This is a genomic window from Kamptonema sp. PCC 6506 (assembly GCF_000180455.1).
Lineage (GTDB): Bacteria > Cyanobacteriota > Cyanobacteriia > Cyanobacteriales > Microcoleaceae > Kamptonema > Kamptonema formosum.
The window spans coordinates 1-16,856 of record NZ_CACA01000360.1; the positions used below are offsets into that span (position 1 = coordinate 1).

Annotated in this window: 14 protein-coding genes; 2 read left to right on the forward strand and 12 right to left on the reverse strand. The window is 43.6% G+C overall.

Features of this window, described 5'->3' with window-relative positions:
* Positions 1 to 21: 21 nt before the first annotated feature.
* The 11 genes from OSCI_RS25800 to OSCI_RS32150 all read right to left on the reverse strand — a co-directional run bounded on the left by OSCI_RS25800 (position 22) and on the right by OSCI_RS32150 (position 12,408).
* The gene (locus OSCI_RS25800; RefSeq protein ID WP_007358157.1) at positions 22 to 1,557 is read right to left on the reverse strand and encodes a SagB/ThcOx family dehydrogenase; all 1,536 of its coding nucleotides are present in this window, start codon (positions 1,555 to 1,557) and stop codon (positions 22 to 24) included.
* Positions 1,558 to 1,803: 246 nt separating this feature from the next.
* Positions 1,804 to 2,097: a CRISPR-associated endonuclease Cas2 gene (gene cas2, locus OSCI_RS25805; RefSeq protein ID WP_007358158.1), complete on the reverse strand. Its 294-nt coding sequence runs from the start codon at positions 2,095 to 2,097 to the stop codon at positions 1,804 to 1,806.
* 9 nt (positions 2,098 to 2,106) lie between these two features.
* Positions 2,107 to 3,774: a type I-MYXAN CRISPR-associated endonuclease Cas4/Cas1 gene (locus OSCI_RS25810; RefSeq protein WP_007358159.1), complete on the reverse strand. Its 1,668-nt coding sequence runs from the start codon at positions 3,772 to 3,774 to the stop codon at positions 2,107 to 2,109.
* Positions 3,775 to 4,186: 412 nt separating this feature from the next.
* Complete coding sequence (gene cas5, locus OSCI_RS25820; RefSeq protein WP_026103727.1) at positions 4,187 to 4,885, reverse strand: type I-MYXAN CRISPR-associated protein Cas5/Cmx5/DevS; 699 nt, start codon at positions 4,883 to 4,885, stop codon at positions 4,187 to 4,189.
* A gap of 10 nt (positions 4,886 to 4,895) precedes the next feature.
* Positions 4,896 to 5,798 carry a hypothetical protein gene (locus tag OSCI_RS25825; RefSeq protein ID WP_007358161.1) on the reverse strand — a complete coding sequence of 301 codons (903 nt, stop codon included), beginning with the start codon at positions 5,796 to 5,798 and terminating at the stop codon, positions 4,896 to 4,898.
* Between the two features lie 33 nt (positions 5,799 to 5,831).
* A complete protein-coding gene (cmx8, locus tag OSCI_RS25830) occupies positions 5,832 to 7,511 on the reverse strand; it encodes a type I-MYXAN CRISPR-associated protein Cmx8 (RefSeq protein WP_007358162.1) in 1,680 nt (559 codons plus the stop codon).
* Positions 7,508 to 9,892, reverse strand: coding sequence for a CRISPR-associated helicase/endonuclease Cas3 (locus OSCI_RS25835; RefSeq protein WP_007358163.1), 2,385 nt, complete (start codon positions 9,890 to 9,892; stop codon positions 7,508 to 7,510). Before OSCI_RS25835 ends, cmx8 begins: the two co-directional genes overlap by 4 nt.
* Positions 9,885 to 10,553, reverse strand: coding sequence for a type I-MYXAN CRISPR-associated protein Cas6/Cmx6 (gene cas6, locus OSCI_RS25840; RefSeq protein WP_007358164.1), 669 nt, complete (start codon positions 10,551 to 10,553; stop codon positions 9,885 to 9,887). The genes OSCI_RS25835 and cas6 overlap by 8 nt, the downstream gene beginning before the upstream one ends.
* Entirely contained in the window at positions 10,540 to 11,538 is a 999-nt protein-coding gene (locus tag OSCI_RS25845) for a helix-turn-helix transcriptional regulator (protein ID WP_007358165.1), read from the reverse strand. Before OSCI_RS25845 ends, cas6 begins: the two co-directional genes overlap by 14 nt.
* A 339-nt stretch (positions 11,539 to 11,877) precedes the next feature.
* Complete coding sequence (locus OSCI_RS25850; protein WP_007358166.1) at positions 11,878 to 12,153, reverse strand: hypothetical protein; 276 nt, start codon at positions 12,151 to 12,153, stop codon at positions 11,878 to 11,880.
* Between the two features lie 123 nt (positions 12,154 to 12,276).
* Complete coding sequence (locus OSCI_RS32150; protein WP_267879541.1) at positions 12,277 to 12,408, reverse strand: hypothetical protein; 132 nt, start codon at positions 12,406 to 12,408, stop codon at positions 12,277 to 12,279.
* 11 nt (positions 12,409 to 12,419) lie between these two features.
* Here OSCI_RS32150 and OSCI_RS25855 point away from each other — a divergent pair, with 11 nt between their 5' ends.
* Positions 12,420 to 14,495 (forward strand): prolyl oligopeptidase family serine peptidase, encoded by a 2,076-nt coding sequence (locus tag OSCI_RS25855; RefSeq protein WP_007358167.1) that lies wholly within the window; start codon positions 12,420 to 12,422, stop codon positions 14,493 to 14,495.
* Positions 14,496 to 14,659: 164 nt separating this feature from the next.
* Here the strand turns inward: OSCI_RS25855 and OSCI_RS25860 are convergent, their stop codons facing one another.
* Positions 14,660 to 15,352 (reverse strand): GNAT family N-acetyltransferase, encoded by a 693-nt coding sequence (locus tag OSCI_RS25860; protein ID WP_007358168.1) that lies wholly within the window; start codon positions 15,350 to 15,352, stop codon positions 14,660 to 14,662.
* An 837-nt stretch (positions 15,353 to 16,189) separates the two neighbouring features.
* Here OSCI_RS25860 and OSCI_RS25870 point away from each other — a divergent pair.
* Positions 16,190 to 16,856: response regulator (locus tag OSCI_RS25870; RefSeq protein WP_039963119.1), on the forward strand; the 667-nt coding region annotated here is incomplete at its 3' end.

Sequence of the window (16,856 nt, forward strand, 5' to 3'; positions counted from 1 at the left end):
GCTCCCCATCTCCCCCTCTCCCTATCTTGGCCGGCCGAGAGTGGTGATGTAAAGGACGGCTTCATCAGCAGGAATGCCGAGAACTTCGTTAACGTGGTCGTCGAAAAAGCCACCGATACCGCTGACTCCTAAACGTAGGTGGATGGCTGCTAGATTCAATCTTTGCCCTAAATGGCCAGCGTCCAAATGCAGATAGCGGTACACGCGATCGCCATATTTTGCTACTGCTTTCTTCAAGTCGGCGGTATGAAACAGCACCACTCCTGCATCCCTCCCCAGTTCTTGCCCCAAACACAAAAAGTGTAACTCACGCCGAAAATTTTTAAACCGAATTTGTCGCAATTCTTGAGCTTTGGGAGCGTAATAGTAACAGCCATCTTCTAAACCTGTTACGCCAGAAACGGCGATAAATGTTTCAATTAAACTCAGGTCGAAATAATCGGGCGAACCGTCTAAACCTTGGTCGATATAGTGATGGGATTGATAAGTAAAATCTAGTAAAGCTAGAAGTTCGCCCAAATTCAATGTAGCACCTGTATAGGCACGGGTAGAACGCCGCTTAAAAATTGTACTTTCTAAGGATTCGAGGTTTGCACCCCAAGGTATGGATGGAGTGACGGCAGAAACTTTTGTGCAGAAAGGGAAGTTATATTTATCTTCTAGTTGCTCTTCACTTTCATCAGCTTTCCAACGATCGGTTCCCAAGGAATCGGAGTTAATCAGAGTAGCTTTGTGCAGCGATACCAGCAGTTGACCCTCTGGAATTTTCGGATAGTCTGTCTGGGTGGGCCCGGACAAGGCGGTTCGGAATCTAGGCAAGTTTTGTTCTATTTCTAGTAAATCAGCTAAGGCTGCGATCGCGATTGTTCCTTCTTGTTCCGAGTCAAGGTAAAGCAATTCATTCACCGCAGCATCGGCAAATCCGCCGATTAGGTGCGGCCGATAGTCATTCAGAGCACAGGCTAACTCGATATTGCCCAGTAGGTGGCCGCTATCCAAGTAAATTCGCCTGTAGGCCCGATCTTCGTAACGCCAAGCTGAACGGAAAAAAACTGCTGTAATTGCGATCGCGAGTTTTGTCTCCTCTAAAGCCGGATGCCAAAAACAAGCCCCTTGCAAAGCTGGCCAAACTTCGCTATTCCAAAAATGAACTAAAGAATGAGTCCTAACTTGATAGTTGTAAAGTCCCGCAGGTAACAATCCCGTACCGCGAGAAATTATATAAACCTCCGCAGGGTATAGCCCACCCGCAGAAGGGGCCGATCTCAAATAAAGCGGAGCTCCCCCCATTGTCGGTACTTTCGCCGTCAAACCGTAACTACAAAGCAGCAACCGAGACAATCGTTGCCACCATTTCACATCAGGATCGGTCGCTAACCCTTCCGATCGATCTCTGAGATATGGCTTTAAGTCAAAAGTTGCCCCAATTTTATATTCCTTAAAGGGAACTGGCTGTTGTTCCCAATCTAGTTGTTTATTTTTGGCCGCTATGGTTTGGGGGTCGTATTTCGTTCGCTCGTGGTAGTGTTGAGCAATAGACAAGGGAAGTTCTGGCATAGGTCAGTTGAGGAACAGTGTTAAATGAAAGTGTTATCGATCTTGGCATTGCCTGCTCGGAATATGTCGTGAAGTCAACTACAGGGAACGCGATTGGCAGTATATATAAGCCAACTAAATATCTTTCACTGTACACTTTCTTTCATAAAATTAATACGGCTGAAACGATTGCTGAAGATTGCATTTTCCTTCTGCCCTTGTAGATAGATCGGAAATCCTCCACAAGCAGAGGTGCTTGCATTTTCCTCAAACCAGGCGATAGGATTCCCCCAAGGTTGGCCAAGCACCAGGGCGATTGTAAGCACAAAGCGTACTCGCACATTGATGAGACAAACGGACAAGTAACAAACTATCCTCTGATGCCAACACCTTCTCCAACTCCCATCGTAACTTTTCTCTTTCCCGCTGACTCAGCCAAGCACGAAAAATAGAATATTGGATTCTTTCGCCGTAACCTTGGAGCAAAGTATAAGCCTTTCGCCAGCGTTTTTGACAACGAATATCGTAGGTAATTAGATACCAATTTTTAGCTTCAGCCATTGTTACACCTCACCGCACAATCAATTGTGCAAATAAACCACCTTCACCCATCCATTCCTTTTCCAAAAGACGTACTTCTAACTCCAACAAACGACGATAAGTAAGAGAATAACCAGTCACAGGATGCTTCCAAGTTTCCTCCTTGCGGCGTTCGTATAAATCCACTATCTTGCGTCGCCCCGCTTCATTTAACCAGACTTGTTCTCCCCGGATCTCAAAATCAGTTTGGGGTTGCCATTGCCCTCGGTTAATCGAACCCATAACCACCATATCTACTAAGGGAACGCGGAAAATTTCCATCAAATCTAGGGCTAAAGGTGCGGCTTGGGAACGAGGTTGATGATAGAATCCTAAAGCTGGTTCTAAACCCACAGTTAGGATAGCATTCATCACATCTTTGATCAGTAAAGCATAGCCAAAACTCAACAAAGCATTAAATCGATCCTTGGGCGGGCGACGGTTACGACCACAAAAATTCAACAGGGGAGAAACATCATTACCAATCAAATAAGGTAAGGCTCCAAAATACAGGGCGGCCAAGTTTCCTTCTAATCCTAATAAATTTTCCAGAGCTTTAGCTTGGGGAACTTGAGCCAGAACTATTTTCATTTGATTAATGGCTTTTTTTAGTTCCTCTGGTGCTTCCTTTCCTCGTCCACCGCGCATTAAAAATTTGCGCTGTCCTTGACCCCGACAAATGACTAATTTTCGGGCTAATTCTAAACAATTCTGAGAATTACTTAATGCTTCGTATTGACGAATCCGACGCTGAATGCTACCACCACGAGCATCGAAACTTCCTACATAGCGTCCCCCGCCAGAAACAAAGTGAATTCCAATTGCTTGTTCGGTGCAAAAATACAAAGCCTGGGTGGAAATTTGGGAGAAACTATGGAGAACAATTTGACCGATTTGCCGCGCTGGTAGGATTTCTGTAGGTTGATTTCGGCGAGATATTTTGATTTGTTCTCCGCAACGACCTACTGATGTTCCTGGTTCTAAAACATGAACAATTTGTCGTTCGTCGTCTTCAGGAAATAACCGAATAGGTTGCCATTCTCGGTTGTGGGCAAGTCGGGCTTCTTCTGGCAAGCAGACTGGAGCAAGGGAGCAGCGGGTACAGAGGCGTTCGTTGTCGGTGACGGGTGGGCGACAGGGGGACTGGCGGAGCGATCGCGCTTGCTCTATCGCCTCTCGCACTGCTGCCCGTCCTGTATCATCGAAGGGGACGCGAACCATGACGTTATCAGCATGGTAGCGGATGCGGCCTTCTGGGACTGGAATGCGTAAAGCTGATTCGATGAGGTAAGCGTAGGCGAGAATTTGGATGCGATCGCTTTCCCAAGCTTGGGGCTGATTATGTGCATCTCGGTGACAGCGCCCCCGTTTGTGCTCGTAGGGAATTGTTTGACCATCGCGGGTGCGAAGGGCATCTAGGCGGCCTCGCAAGCCCAATTCTTCACTTTCTAAGTAAAGGTCTTCCCAGTCTTCATCTTCCTGTTTTTCGATCTCAACATGGAGTCGGCGACCGGCGAATACTGCTGCATCTTGGGTGTAGAGTTCTTCTACTTCTTCGAGGTAGAAAAGGCGGGGACAGTACGCGATCGCGTGGAGGGCCGAGACGCGAATTGTACTTTGTTTTGGGGGTGAAAAATAGTCAATTTCGAGTAGTTGCATGGTGAAATATGGGTTGAGTTAAAGTTTTTTACCTGATGGTTTTTCAGGTTAGGATTACTTTAGCTATTTCACTAGGCAAAAAAGTTTCCGCTATAATCACTCCTCAAAAGGTTCTTGAAAAAGTAAACCGACAAATATTACTCATAAACCAGCGCGATCGCGACGTTTTTGAAGTTTCTGTTGCAGTTGGGAGAAAACTGTCTCCCCATCAATAACCTCACATTGTCCACAATGTTTTTATTTTAGCGGCACTTTTGCCGACTTACAACTCTTCCTTATCTCCAAGCTGAGTATCTTGAGTAGGGGCGGGGCGGGTAAGCGAGAATTTTTAGATAATAATCAAATATCGTAGGCGTTCCCGCCCCTACAGAACTTTATATAATAAAGCATCCTACGATGTGCCAGTTACGTATTAATCTGGTTTCTTAGGTGTCCAAATCCAAGCATTCAAAGGCGGCTCAATTGAGGGTTCAGAAATTGGCGCAAAAAGATGACTTATTGTTTTACTGTTATCAAGGCGATCGATACCAACCGTCAAACGTTGCGATCGCTTGCGTGGTTCTGAGTCAACTTCCATTTTTTCATACCAGTGGGTTAACAGTGGGCTATCCATAATATCAATGCGATCGAAAAGGAAGTTATTATCACCAGCAAACGGTAAACCGTAGCGGCGATCGTTTAATTCGCCCCGCAATCCCTGACGGATGCGTTCAAATAGCCCTTCAAATTCACGAATACCGATGATAATATCCAGTCCAACAATTAACTCTCGCCGTACAGGAACAATCCAGTATTTTGCCCCATGAGTTTTTTCTTTAAGTTCCTTACCAGAAGATCCAACAGGATAACTATGAAGTTGTTGGTAAAGCGTACAAATCTCACTTTTTGAACCGTCAACTGCTCCAATTGCTAATTGTAAATGGGGAATATCTTTACGAATTTGAGTTGTTACTTGATCCAACCCAGTTCGCATTTCAATTCCCGCCAGATTTAAGACTAAGCCTAATGCAGCAGAAGGAGGCATTACAGGCATAGTTGAGCGATAAACTCCAGCCTGAAAACCACGATAGGCAGCAAAGGGCGCACGAACACGCAACCACATACAATTCATTGGGATTTTCTTAACCTAAAAAGTCATTAGCAATGTCAATTATCAACTTTTGGGGATTTTCGTACAGCTTTGCGCCAGCATCCTGTAGGTGTTTCCGTTGTTCTGCTTTCATATTACGAATTATCTCGCCACCAATCCAAAATTCCTCAGCAGGTAGGTCTTCCGAATGCAGCCGAGATAATTCGTTAAAGTTTCCATTTTCATCAAATCCATAAGTATTAAAACCTGCGACAAGGCAAGGAGTTAGACGTGCAATAATACTCTTAGGAGCCATTTCATAATAACTACGTGCGTGTCCACCAGCAACATTAGAAAGCTCACCAATTGCCTTTAGTAATGGTTTCACCCATTCAGGCTTTTCCTTACAGTCGTTGTAAGCAAGAGCAAAAGGATACTGATAAGCAGTGTGGGAAATTTCACGGTGCAAAAGTGTTGAATTATTTTTCTTGGAATTCTTCCAGAAGGTATCTTTATTATTCTCTGTCTCGGCATTTTTTGGGGATTGGTGAAAGGTTGCATCAAACCGATAAGGAGTCACTGCAACAGCCATATTCATTCGCAAAATGCTATCTCTTTTTGGAAGCATCCCTTTATTTTTCTTGATGGCCTCATTATCAGCAACCATGAACCCAAAGATAAAATCATCAGCAAACTTGCTGGCATTTGGAAATTCTTTAAATTCGACTGCAAGCTGATCTTGGTCGTGTAGACGCTTACGATTACAAGGTAATCCAGCCTCAATTAACATTTCTCGTAAAGCATTACGCATTGATTCGGGACTAATAACTGTATGTTCCTTTGTACCCTTCGCAATCTTTTGGAGAACAGTGCGGTTTTCTTCACTTTCGCCGCGATAGTTAGAACTAGGAGCAGCGTAGGTGAGGACAGTTGTAAAGAGATTATTGTTAGGCATAAGTCCAGTTTTTCCTTGAAGTTAAATTGACAGTTAGCTGTTGGCAGAAAGAGCAAGCATCGTTAAAGTACGCACTTTGTCTGTGTCTTCATAGAGATCGCGAGTTAGCTTTTCAAAATCTGACTCATTCATTCGTTGAGATACAGAGCAAATCGTAGAAGCAAAGTAATTAATGAAATCTGATTTTTCGCTACGGCTGCGAATATCCAAAAAAGCAGATTTAGCTATTTTTGCTTTTTTGTCGCGATACTCGCTTTCTTTCGGCGAGCCTTGAACATCCTTCCACTTGAGTTGATATTTACCTTCTAACTTACTTAATACATAGGATTTTACCAATCGCAAAACCAGTCTTTCGCAAGAGTATTCGGCAACTTCAGTTCCAAGATCCTGTTCTGTTTCTTCGGTCATATCTTCTACCTCATATTTGAATGATTCGCGTGAGTCGTGACGGAAATAATCATTTTCCATCGTTTGCTCGTAGGGAATGGTACACAGAAGCGAATCAAATCCTGTATACCATTTTTTATCCCTCACTAGATTAAGTAATCTTTGGTGGCGAAATGTCGGACTCCATAGACTATTTTTGATCGCTTCATACTCATTAGCCATCTCCATCGTTGGTAAAAAACGCCCAATATAAATGAATTTAGTATCATCTTTAGGTCTATGAGCATGAATAATGTCTATTGCATTAACTAAGTCTGACATACTCTTTTTAGACTCACTTTTATTAAGCTGAAGTTTAAGACGTTTGCTCATTTCCAGCGCTGCTTCAAGTTGCAAGTCTATAATACATTCACGAGGGAGAAACTTAAATGGTTTAATTTCCCTAGAACTAAGAAATTCAAAAAACTCATCACAGAAAAACTTGAGGTTTGCAATATCAGGGATAGCTATTACGTAGCCCCAAAAATCTATATTTTCCTGATGTTTTTTACTCTCCTTTTCCTTCTCAATATTAATTTTAATGGGGACATATATCTGTGCAACAAAAAACCAGAAATGCAGCAGAAAATGATATCGTCCCCTATCTTTAAAAGGGATATCTTCTGCATTTTTTTCCTGTACTCCCAAGTAAAAGCTACCTGCAAGTTTGATTTGTGAGGAAGGATTAGCTAAATTTTTCCAAATATCCTTGACATCTTTTGTATCTGACAATTCATTCGCTCTTGCCTTAAAACTGTTGCGAGAAAGTGCTTTGGCTTTTAGAATTGCCCAAAGAGCATCTCGCCAAAGTTTAATCCAAAGTCCATTTTTTCCATCAGAGGAACGATCGTACTGTGGATCAACAAGGAATGCTCCTTGTGGTACAAACATAGGATAGTAATAAGCAGTCTTCGTTTTGGGTTGCCCTGTTTTTTTGTCGATCTTTACTTTCCCTGTTTTTGAATCTTTATCAGGTACTTCTTCAGTCCTTATCGGCTGAATAATTTCTCCTGTTTCCTTGTCTTCGCGTAACTTGTACTCGATTTTTTCTTCCCAACTCGCTGCATAGACTTCATTGAGTAGTGCTTGTAAACCTAACTGATTAATTCGTAAAGTTACACCGCGATCGCTCAAATTATCGATCTCGCAAATAGCAGAACCATCTTGTTTCCACGGCTGAAAACGATGTAACCATTGTACCATTAAAACTAATCCTGCTAAACCAGATCGATGCTGAGAAGAAGACAACTCGGCCAATGTGTATGGGATAGAAATTAGTTCATTCATAATTTCACATCCTCTAATGGTTTGGTCTGAAATCCCGATCGCTCGTCGTAATGTCCTTCCCACTCAGCAACTTTTAAATACCTTGGTAGCCAACTTGGACGATCGCCTTTTGCCCAAGTCTCAGGTACATTAATTTTGTATCCGTCATAAGGTTGATGCTTCTTGATCCGTTTTTCCACCTCATCAAGATCGCGATCGAGAATACAAGGAACAGCATATTCATCCGTATCTCGAAAACTACCCATCGTGGCAAAGTAGCCACTATCGAGAAAACGCGAGGAACCATCGCTACTTCGTTCTTCAGGAGTATATTTTTCCATTGTGTCAGCGAGTCTTTTTTGACTAATATCACCCTCACCTAAATCGTTAATAAACTTTCTAGCAGCGTCTAATTCTTCACGATTATATGGCAAAGCCTTCGGCGGCTCATAAATATGAAGTGCAGCACGAAAATCATTACCCCTAACTAAATGACGATTAGCACGTCCAAAGCGTTGAACTAGGGAAGGAATGGGAGCAAATTCGGTAATTAAAACATCAGCATCAAGATCGAGAGACATTTCACAAACTTGCGTAGTTACAGCAATTGCTGGTTTTCGTACTTTTTGAAATGCAAATGCCTTAACCGTTTTTGTATGAACTTTCTGTCGATCGGTTAATCGAAATCTGCTATGATATGTCAAAACTTCTACCTTTAGTTCCTCCTTTAGCTTTTGTGAGATTGCCAGACAGCGATCGACTGTATTCACAACCCATAAAACTCGCTCACCCTGGCTATAAGCCTGTTTAGCTTTGGTCAACGCACTGGTAAAATTCTCTACAGGTTCAAGTCGATAGCGGGGATGATTCTCTTTCTCTTCAAGGTCTTTCAAGTTTTCGCGATCGCTGGCTGTTGGATATACTTTTAATCCCGCTTCCACTAACTCATTTTTTCGACAAGTTGGTAATGTTGCTGTCATACACAAAACAGGTAGATCGAAATGTTTGAGAAATGCAATTAAGCTATCAAACATCTTGCGATCGAAACTGTGAATTTCATCAATAATTAACACGCTATCTGCTAGAGCCGGTAACAAGCAAATCCCACCATAGCTGTGCTCCATGAAACCTAGAAATTGATCCACTGTTGCGCTAAAGTATCGCCGCGACCAAAAGCCTAATGAAAATAGACGATCCTCAGTGGTGAAGTCTTTTTCTTTCATTGAGTCGGGTGGATTTTCTGCGATCGCTTCGAGTTCATAACGCGCTGTTCCTGTCACCAGTGCTGCATCTGCTTCTGGTGCCCAACTCACGTAATCCTTAAAGCCTTCCGTTGCTGTACCCCTTGTGGGATAAAGAAAAATTACTTTTCCTACTGTATGGTGTTTTACCTGTTCTTCTGCCCATTTCCAAGCAGTAAGAGTTTTTCCAGCAGCGCAAGCAGCTAATAACAAAACTCTTGAACCTTGCACTCCTATTTCCTTCTGAAATGTGTGCAGAGTTTCATCTTGCAGCATCTGTAGTTGTCCCGTGTTGTTTTCTTCCAAAAATTTCTTAAGATCAAAAGGTTTATCCTCTCGTCTTGCATCAATTTTGCCGATGATGGGATGAATAATCGCAGTAACAATTTCAGCCTTGGTAATCGCTTTACTATGTACAACTTCTTCAATCCATTCATCAATTTTCTTTCCTTCTCGCACCAATCCTGAAGCCGCCGCATCAGAAACAATTAACCCTGCTTTAACAGCCAAAAGAAGACTTCTTCGCTCATCGTTTAGATTGCGTTTGAACTGTCTAGCAGCTTTCATGCCATCTTCCCATGCTTTACACCAGATGGCATCTTGGGAGAAGGTAGCGATCGCGATTTCGGGAGGCTGATCCAGACTCGCGACGCGCGCAATTTCTTGTAAGGTGACTTTTATTTCATCATGTAGTAGGTAAAGCTTAACTGGTTTGTAGCGAGTTACTTTAGATGGTTTTCCCCATTCGCGATCGCCTTTTTCCGCAGCCTTCAAATGATGGGACAAAACCGCAGCCGTAATTACTTCCACATCTAAAGATGAGTTTTCTTTTTGTAACCAAGAACGAACTTGTTTTAAATGCAATACCAGTGCGCTGATATGTTCATGTCTGAAAGTTTGATAGCATCCCTCAGATACAGCTTTGTAAAATTCCTCATTTGCTTTACCAATGTCATGCAATAAGGCTGCAACACGCAAATTTAACAAGAATTTTTCTTGTGCTTCAATGCCTTGAATTTTGAAGAATCTACACCAATTTTGTCCCCACCGACCATCTAGCCGGAAGATTTGTAAAGCACATTTTGCCGTATCTTCTAGGTGCTTTTTAAGAGTAATAGGCGGCTTACTTTTTGCCAATAAATGCTCAGGCAGATTAGACATTATCAAACCTCCATGCACGGGGCAAAGTGTTGAAAATCCCACAACCCATACGATGTTTACCCCCCAATCCTAAAGCCTGCAACTTAATAGAATCATCATCGCTGAGATCCATTACTTCTAAACTAAAACCCACTACTGAAAACGTTTTAACTTTAATTGCCTTCCGACTAAATTCTCCCTCTTCATTCAGCGGAATTGTCAGATTACCTTGAATTTGTAAATCATCCAATTGTCGCTTTGCTGCTACCAAAAAAGTATCTGGTTCTTGGAATCCCTTAATAATCACAATGCGCGATCGCAATCTCGCGGCAGGTTGCAATACAAAAATTTGCGGGATTCCTAGCCGAATTGCGTGCTTACCAATAGTTAATTGCTTGCCCGCTAAGGGATACACCAACGGCACTTTGTCTCCAGGTAGGCGGATTCTCAATTTAGAGCGATCGCTTAAATGAATTACCCCTTGCTTATCAGGCATTCCCTGAATGGTTTGAATACTCACCCCTGCTAAATTGTGAAGTTCCTCTTGAGAGTGTGCGATCGCGGAATACAAACCATACCCATGATCCGCAGGTAAAGTTTTACCGATGAGACTAAAACACAACTCTACATAAGGCAAATTATTATCTTGTCGTTCCTCGCGATCGCATTCAGTGATTAGCATAACTAGATCCCTCCTGAAAACTATAATTGTTACTCATCGCCTCTACCTCATCTTGAACCAACTTCACCAACTCCGGTGGGCTTTTCACTCTCGCCCCTTTCCCATACCCCAACACCCACCGCTTAATCTCATTCAAACCCGCCACACTCATCCTCAAGGTAATCGAACCATCAGGATGTTGTTCAATTTCCTGAGTTGGATGCCATCGCCTCTCCCAGATATAGGGTGCTGTGGGCCCATCAAACCAAATTTCTACTTCAATGGGTTTACCTCCTCCTACCTCAGCTTGAAAAATCCGCTCTAGATGTTCTTGAGCATTAAATGTGCGATCGCGCATAAACTTAGTATTAAGAATTTCTAAGCTCTGAATGCGATCGACTCGAAACCACCTAATCTCTTGGCGTTGTTGACAAAATCCAATTACGTAAGGGTTAGTTCCTCGGTAAATGTGCAGCAAGTAAGGGTCGAGCACTCGCTCAGACTTAGCATTGCGACTTGCTGTGAAATAACACATCTTGACTTGCTGGGATGTTCTACAAGCTTCTACTAATTGATTCCAGATTTCAGGGTTAATATAGGTTTCAGCACCACTTCTAAAAATAATGCGTTCATCAGCAATTCTTTGAAGATCGATCCAAGTTTGTTCTGGCAATCTTTCACTCAATCGTGCGATCGCAGAGCGCAATTCTGTGGTATAAGTTGAACCTGAGTAAGCTTGCAACATTCTCGCTCCCAATGTCAGAGCAAATAATTCACCTTGACTTAGAGAAATACTGGGCAAGCGCCAATCTGGATCGATGTAGTGAAAACCTTTTTGGCGATTGAACTCCACCGGGGCGTTGAACCGATCGCGCAAAAATGCCAAGTCGCTACGGATTGTTCTTTCGCTAACTTCCAAAGCTTCAGCAATTGTTCCTGTTGTTTGCCGCTGTGCTGCTCGCAACAGTGAGTCAATTTGCAACAATCTTTCCAAATGGCGGGACATAAGCTTAATGTTTGCTTGGTTAGCTTTATATTAAAGAAGCAACCCGGCAAAAAACTTTCCGCCTTCACAAAAAACTTATACAAGTCAGAACTTACGCACCAACCAAAGAAACCGGGTTTTTTTTGCCTTAGTCCTGTCTAAAAAACCCGGTTTCTGGTACGACCTGCGTAAGTCCTACAAAATACTCACCTAATAAGAAATCGAGCGGCCCTTTAGCGAAGGATTCCAGAGCGATCGCAACAGCGCCCTATTTGGAGTTTGCCTCTACACAGCCTGCCGCATGGCCGAGGCTTTTTCCCTCATGGTTAAGGATATTTAGCGAACTCCATTGACAAAATTCTACCTCGCCTTTTCTTCCCTCGGCGGCACATCTGTCAATCCATAATTTTTCATCAGCTTCAGAATTCCTATAGATAGAATTCCCCCAACAATTACACCGCCAACAATTAGCATAATAAAGACTTTTTGCAAAACTTTTTTAGTGTCGGGATGGTAGACTACCGGTCTATCCACATTTTCCCTATCTAGTTCCTTCGCTAAATTTTGCGGATCGAACCGATTAGATGGTTGATTCGTATCGAAAGGATCGGGTGTTTGATTAGGTAGTTGATTCATAGCTAGTTCTGGTGAAATGATAGTAACAACTATTATAATTGACTGCAACAATATTGCCGATAGTTCCTTCACAGTCAGATCGTTACGAGGCTATAACTTGAGATCGTTATCTCACTAATCCAGTCAAAAAAACAATTCAAAAATGACTCGATCGCCATCCTCCAGATTAATAAACAAGATATAATACCAGCCAGGTCTATAAAATCTCCCGACACTAACTGACTCTTGAGCGCTAAACTGGACAATATTGACCATACTCCAAAATCATGCCCGATCGCACTCAACATCTAACTTACCCCACCAGCCGCAAAATCGAGCAAACCGATGAATATCACGGCCTAAAAATTGCAGATCCTTACCGCTGGCTAGAAGACCCTGACTCAGAGGAAACCAAAGCTTGGATTGAGGCCCAAAACCAAGTTACTTTCGCCTACCTCAGCGAAATTCCCGCCCGCGAAAAAATCAAACAGCGGCTAACTCAACTATGGGACTACGAAAAATATAGCATTCCCTTCAAACAAGGCGATCGCTACTTTTACTTCAAAAACGACGGCCTCCAAAATCAATCCGTCCTCTACACCTTAACCTCCCTCGACGGCGAAGCCAAAGTTTTAATAGACCCCAATACCCTTTCCGAAGATGGAACCATCGCCCTTTCTGGCCTAGCCCTCAGCGAAAATGGCAAACTAATGGCCTATGGTTTATCCGCCTCTGGTTCCGACTGGCAAGAATGGAAAGTCAGAGATGTAGAAACAGGTGAAGATTTATCAGACCGTTTGCAATGGGTAAAATTTTCTGGTGCATCTTGGACGCACGACCATCAAGGATTTTTTTACAGTCGCTACGACGAACAAAACGAAAAAAGCAAACTAGAAGACGTTAACTATTACCAAAAATTGTACTACCACCGTCTCGGTACAGCTCAATCTGAAGACCAGTTAATTTATGAACGCCCCGACCAAAAAGAATGGGGATTCAGCGGCGGAGTTAGCGAAGATGGCAAATACTTGATCGTCTCAGTTTGGCGGGGAACAGATCCGCAAAACTTGATCTTTTACAAAGATTTAACCAACCCAGAATCACAAGTAATAGAATTAATTAATGAGTTCGATGCTGAATATGGATTCATTGATAACGAAGGCTCCCTATTTTGGTTTCAAACAGACCTAGATGCACCTCGCCGTCGCGTCATTGCCATCGATACTACCACTAACACCAGCACAGAAGTTATACCTCAATCCACCGAAACTCTCCAAGGCATCGGCATCCTCAATAATCAATTCGTTACCTCTTACCTGAAAGACGCTTATACTCAGATTAAAATCTTTAATTTAGAAGGTGCATTCGTTAGAGAAGTAGCCTTGCCCGGAATAGGTTCTGCCGGCGGTTTTGGGGGCAAACGCCACGACACCGAAACCTTTTACAGTTACACCAGTTTTACAGCACCCAACACCATCTATCATTACGATATGGTGACAGGCGAAAGTACGCTTTACCGCCAGCCCCAGGTAGATTTTAATCCCGAAGATTACGAAACCAAACAAGTATTTTATAGCAGCAAAGATGGCACCAAAGTGCCGATGTTTATCACCCATAAAAAGGGAGTGCAACTCGATGGAAATAACGCCACATATCTTTACGGCTACGGCGGTTTTGGGGCATCAATTACCCCCAGCTTTTCTGTCAGCAGAGTAGTTTGGTTAGAAATGGGAGGAATTTACGCGATCGCCAACTTACGCGGCGGCGGTGAATACGGCGAAGAATGGCATCAAGCAGGCACAAAATTAAACAAACAGAATGTGTTTGACGACTTTATAGCTGCCGCAGAATGGTTAATAGACAACAAATACACAACACCAGCAAAATTAGCGATCGCAGGCGGTAGTAACGGCGGATTATTAGTAGGAGCCTGCATGACCCAGCGTCCCGAACTATTCGGCGCAGCACTCCCCGCCGTTGGCGTTATGGATATGTTGCGCTTTCACAAATTTACCATTGGCTGGGCGTGGTGTTCCGAGTACGGTTCCCCAGAAAATCAAGAGGAATTTGATGTGCTCTATCGCTATTCTCCCCTGCACAATCTCAAACCAGGAACCCCTTATCCAGCCACAATGATTACCACAGCAGACCACGACGATCGCGTAGTTCCCGCTCATAGTTTCAAATTTACCGCTGCATTGCAAGCAGCCCACAAAGGCGATCGCCCAGTCTTAATTCGCATTGAAACCAAAGCCGGACACGGAGCCGGCAAACCTACCGCTAAAATTATCGAAGAAATTGCCGATGAATGGGCTTTTCTAGTGCGGACATTAGGACTTAATAGCAATCGCCAAGGCGTTTAAGACACACTGAATTGCTGAAACGCTGATTTCTATTCCCTTCTTTCCCTTCTTTCCCTTCTTTCCCTAGTCCCTAGTCCCTAGCCCCTAGCCCCTAGTCCCTAGCCATACATAATTGTTGATAACGTCACCCTCTGGGCGGTAATTTTACCACCCAGAAGACGGCGTTACGCGATCGGCGCAGGCGCGAGATTTTTCCGCAAAAACAACCGCCGGGGTTGACGGAAAAACAAACAAGTCCAATTCCAATCAACCTGTTGCAACTGATAGCCAGCCTTAAAATAAAGCCTACGTGCCGCATGATTATTCTCTAATACGTGCAGGTAAATATCAGAAAACCCCCACTCCAGCGCCGCACGCTCGCAATTACTCAGTAATTGTTGAGCAACCCCCAACCGCCTACAGTTTGGATGGACAGCCAAATTTGACAAATAAGGATACTCAGAATTAGACATCGGCCAAGGATGGTGAGAGCGCAAACCCATTTCCACCGTTCCCGCCAGATCCCCCGTTCCCAACAGACGACCCTGTGCCCCCTCCCTGCTAGATGTGAGCTCAGCCGCCAAACAAATATAATGCTCCGAAGCCGATCGCAGCCGGTTTCTTAAATCTTCATAAATACCCAACCGCAACACTGGATAAATCAACTCCATAATCCCCTCGCGAGAGTGAAAGCTCAGAGCCAAAATTTCCGCCAACTGCGTCAGATCCTTAGATACAGCCGCCCGGATCAGAAAGCGAGAGGGGCCAGACGGACATCGGGAGCTTTCTAAATCGCGGGACATCGAAGAAAAAAAGAAAGGATTCACAACTCCAAGCCAAGTTTTAATTATCAGCCTATCAGAATCACCCAGCCTCATACTGGCAAATAAAGCGATCGCCGTGCCTAATCGCCCGTAGGAATTAGAGTCAGGATTATGTCACCATTAAACGAGAAGTAAATTTTTACCTCCGCTACCGGGAAACATCTTCCCATGAAGCTTTTCCCGCTAAAGTCCAGATTAGCTTTAGCCTTGAGGCTAGCCGAGCGGCAGCAATGCCCTCCAGCCTTACTCGCCAATACCGCAACTGTGTTAATAATAATTAGACATCAGGATGAATCCCCGCAATTGGGCCATTATTTAAACTCTTGTTCCTCTGAGGGCAACCGTAGTTAAGATTAAACGTTGAGACTCCCACCCTGGTAAGGGATGGGATTATTTAGAAGACAGCTATGGCTGTGAACTATACTCACTTTCATTGATTTCAACATTCAGACAGATAGCGGTTTATGCAACAGGACAGCCCTAAAACAACAGCTAAGCTAGTGTCTTCTGCCTTTAGGCAGTACCAATTGCCCTTAGAATTTATTAGCCCTTGCGGGGTTCCAGCAGGGGCGGGTTTACAAATATCTGCACTAACTAGAGAAGATGTTGCTCAACCTGCCCCTACTTGCGAACATACTACAAATGCAACTTTTTTACCCTGCTTGATTCACTCGCCGATTGTCCTATATTTAGCCACTCGGTTTGAGTTTTTAAACTCAAAACACTTGGGTTTGAGGAGTTTCAACCCTGACATATCGGGTCTTTGTGTTTTAGTAAAATCATACAATCTAGCATTAACATATCTGTTGACTAATGTCAAGTTGCTGTGCCTAAAGGGTCAAGAACTCCTCCAACGCAAAAGGCGATGGGTTTCCGTTTTGGAGAATCTCTATGAATTCCCAAACTAACCGTAAATTAAAACTATTGGTCGTCGATGACGAGCCTGATAACCTTGACCTGCTCTACCGCACCTTCCATCGGGATTACAAAGTGCTCAGAGCAGATTCGGGCCCTGCTGCCTTGGAAATTTTAGCCAGAGAAGGTGAAATAGCCGTCATTATTTCCGATCAGCGGATGCCACAAATGAGCGGTACAGAATTTCTAAGTTTAGCTGCCACTAGCTATCCTGATGTAATTAGAATTATATTAACGGGCTATACAGATGTTGAAGACCTAGTAGAAGCTATTAACTCTGGCAAAGTATTTAAATACGTTACAAAACCTTGGGATGCTGAAGAACTCAAAGCCCTCGTTAGCCAAGCAGTCGATACCCACAACGTCCTCAAAGCTCGGACAGAAGAACTGCGGCGGGCCCTTAAACAAGGCTCTTTACTATACGCCGTCACCAATACCATTCGCTCTGCACCGGATTACCGGCAGATGCTTCAAAGAATAGTTGAAACCGTCGGTCATATGTTTGACGTTAGCTGCTGCTTGCTGCGACCTTTTCAAGATGGGCAGATGGCCGAGGAGTGGTTTCTTTATGAAAAACAAGAAGCAAGACCTAAAGGGTTAGAAGGGGATCTGTTGAGCAGGGGAGAGGGGCAGCAGGGGAGCA

Coding starts and splice junctions, on each gene's coding strand:
- OSCI_RS25800 (WP_007358157.1), bottom strand. CDS start 1,557: ATGCCAGAACTTCCCTTGTCTATTGCTCAACACTACCACGAGCGAACG.
- cas2 (WP_007358158.1), bottom strand. CDS start 2,097: ATGGCTGAAGCTAAAAATTGGTATCTAATTACCTACGATATTCGTTGT.
- OSCI_RS25810 (WP_007358159.1), bottom strand. CDS start 3,774: ATGCAACTACTCGAAATTGACTATTTTTCACCCCCAAAACAAAGTACA.
- cas5 (WP_026103727.1), bottom strand. CDS start 4,885: ATGAATTGTATGTGGTTGCGTGTTCGTGCGCCCTTTGCTGCCTATCGT.
- OSCI_RS25825 (WP_007358161.1), bottom strand. CDS start 5,798: ATGCCTAACAATAATCTCTTTACAACTGTCCTCACCTACGCTGCTCCT.
- cmx8 (WP_007358162.1), bottom strand. CDS start 7,511: ATGAATGAACTAATTTCTATCCCATACACATTGGCCGAGTTGTCTTCT.
- OSCI_RS25835 (WP_007358163.1), bottom strand. CDS start 9,892: ATGTCTAATCTGCCTGAGCATTTATTGGCAAAAAGTAAGCCGCCTATT.
- cas6 (WP_007358164.1), bottom strand. CDS start 10,553: ATGCTAATCACTGAATGCGATCGCGAGGAACGACAAGATAATAATTTG.
- OSCI_RS25845 (WP_007358165.1), bottom strand. CDS start 11,538: ATGTCCCGCCATTTGGAAAGATTGTTGCAAATTGACTCACTGTTGCGA.
- OSCI_RS25850 (WP_007358166.1), bottom strand. CDS start 12,153: ATGAATCAACTACCTAATCAAACACCCGATCCTTTCGATACGAATCAA.
- OSCI_RS32150 (WP_267879541.1), bottom strand. CDS start 12,408: ATGGTCAATATTGTCCAGTTTAGCGCTCAAGAGTCAGTTAGTGTCGGG.
- OSCI_RS25855 (WP_007358167.1), top strand. CDS start 12,420: ATGCCCGATCGCACTCAACATCTAACTTACCCCACCAGCCGCAAAATC.
- OSCI_RS25860 (WP_007358168.1), bottom strand. CDS start 15,352: ATGAGGCTGGGTGATTCTGATAGGCTGATAATTAAAACTTGGCTTGGA.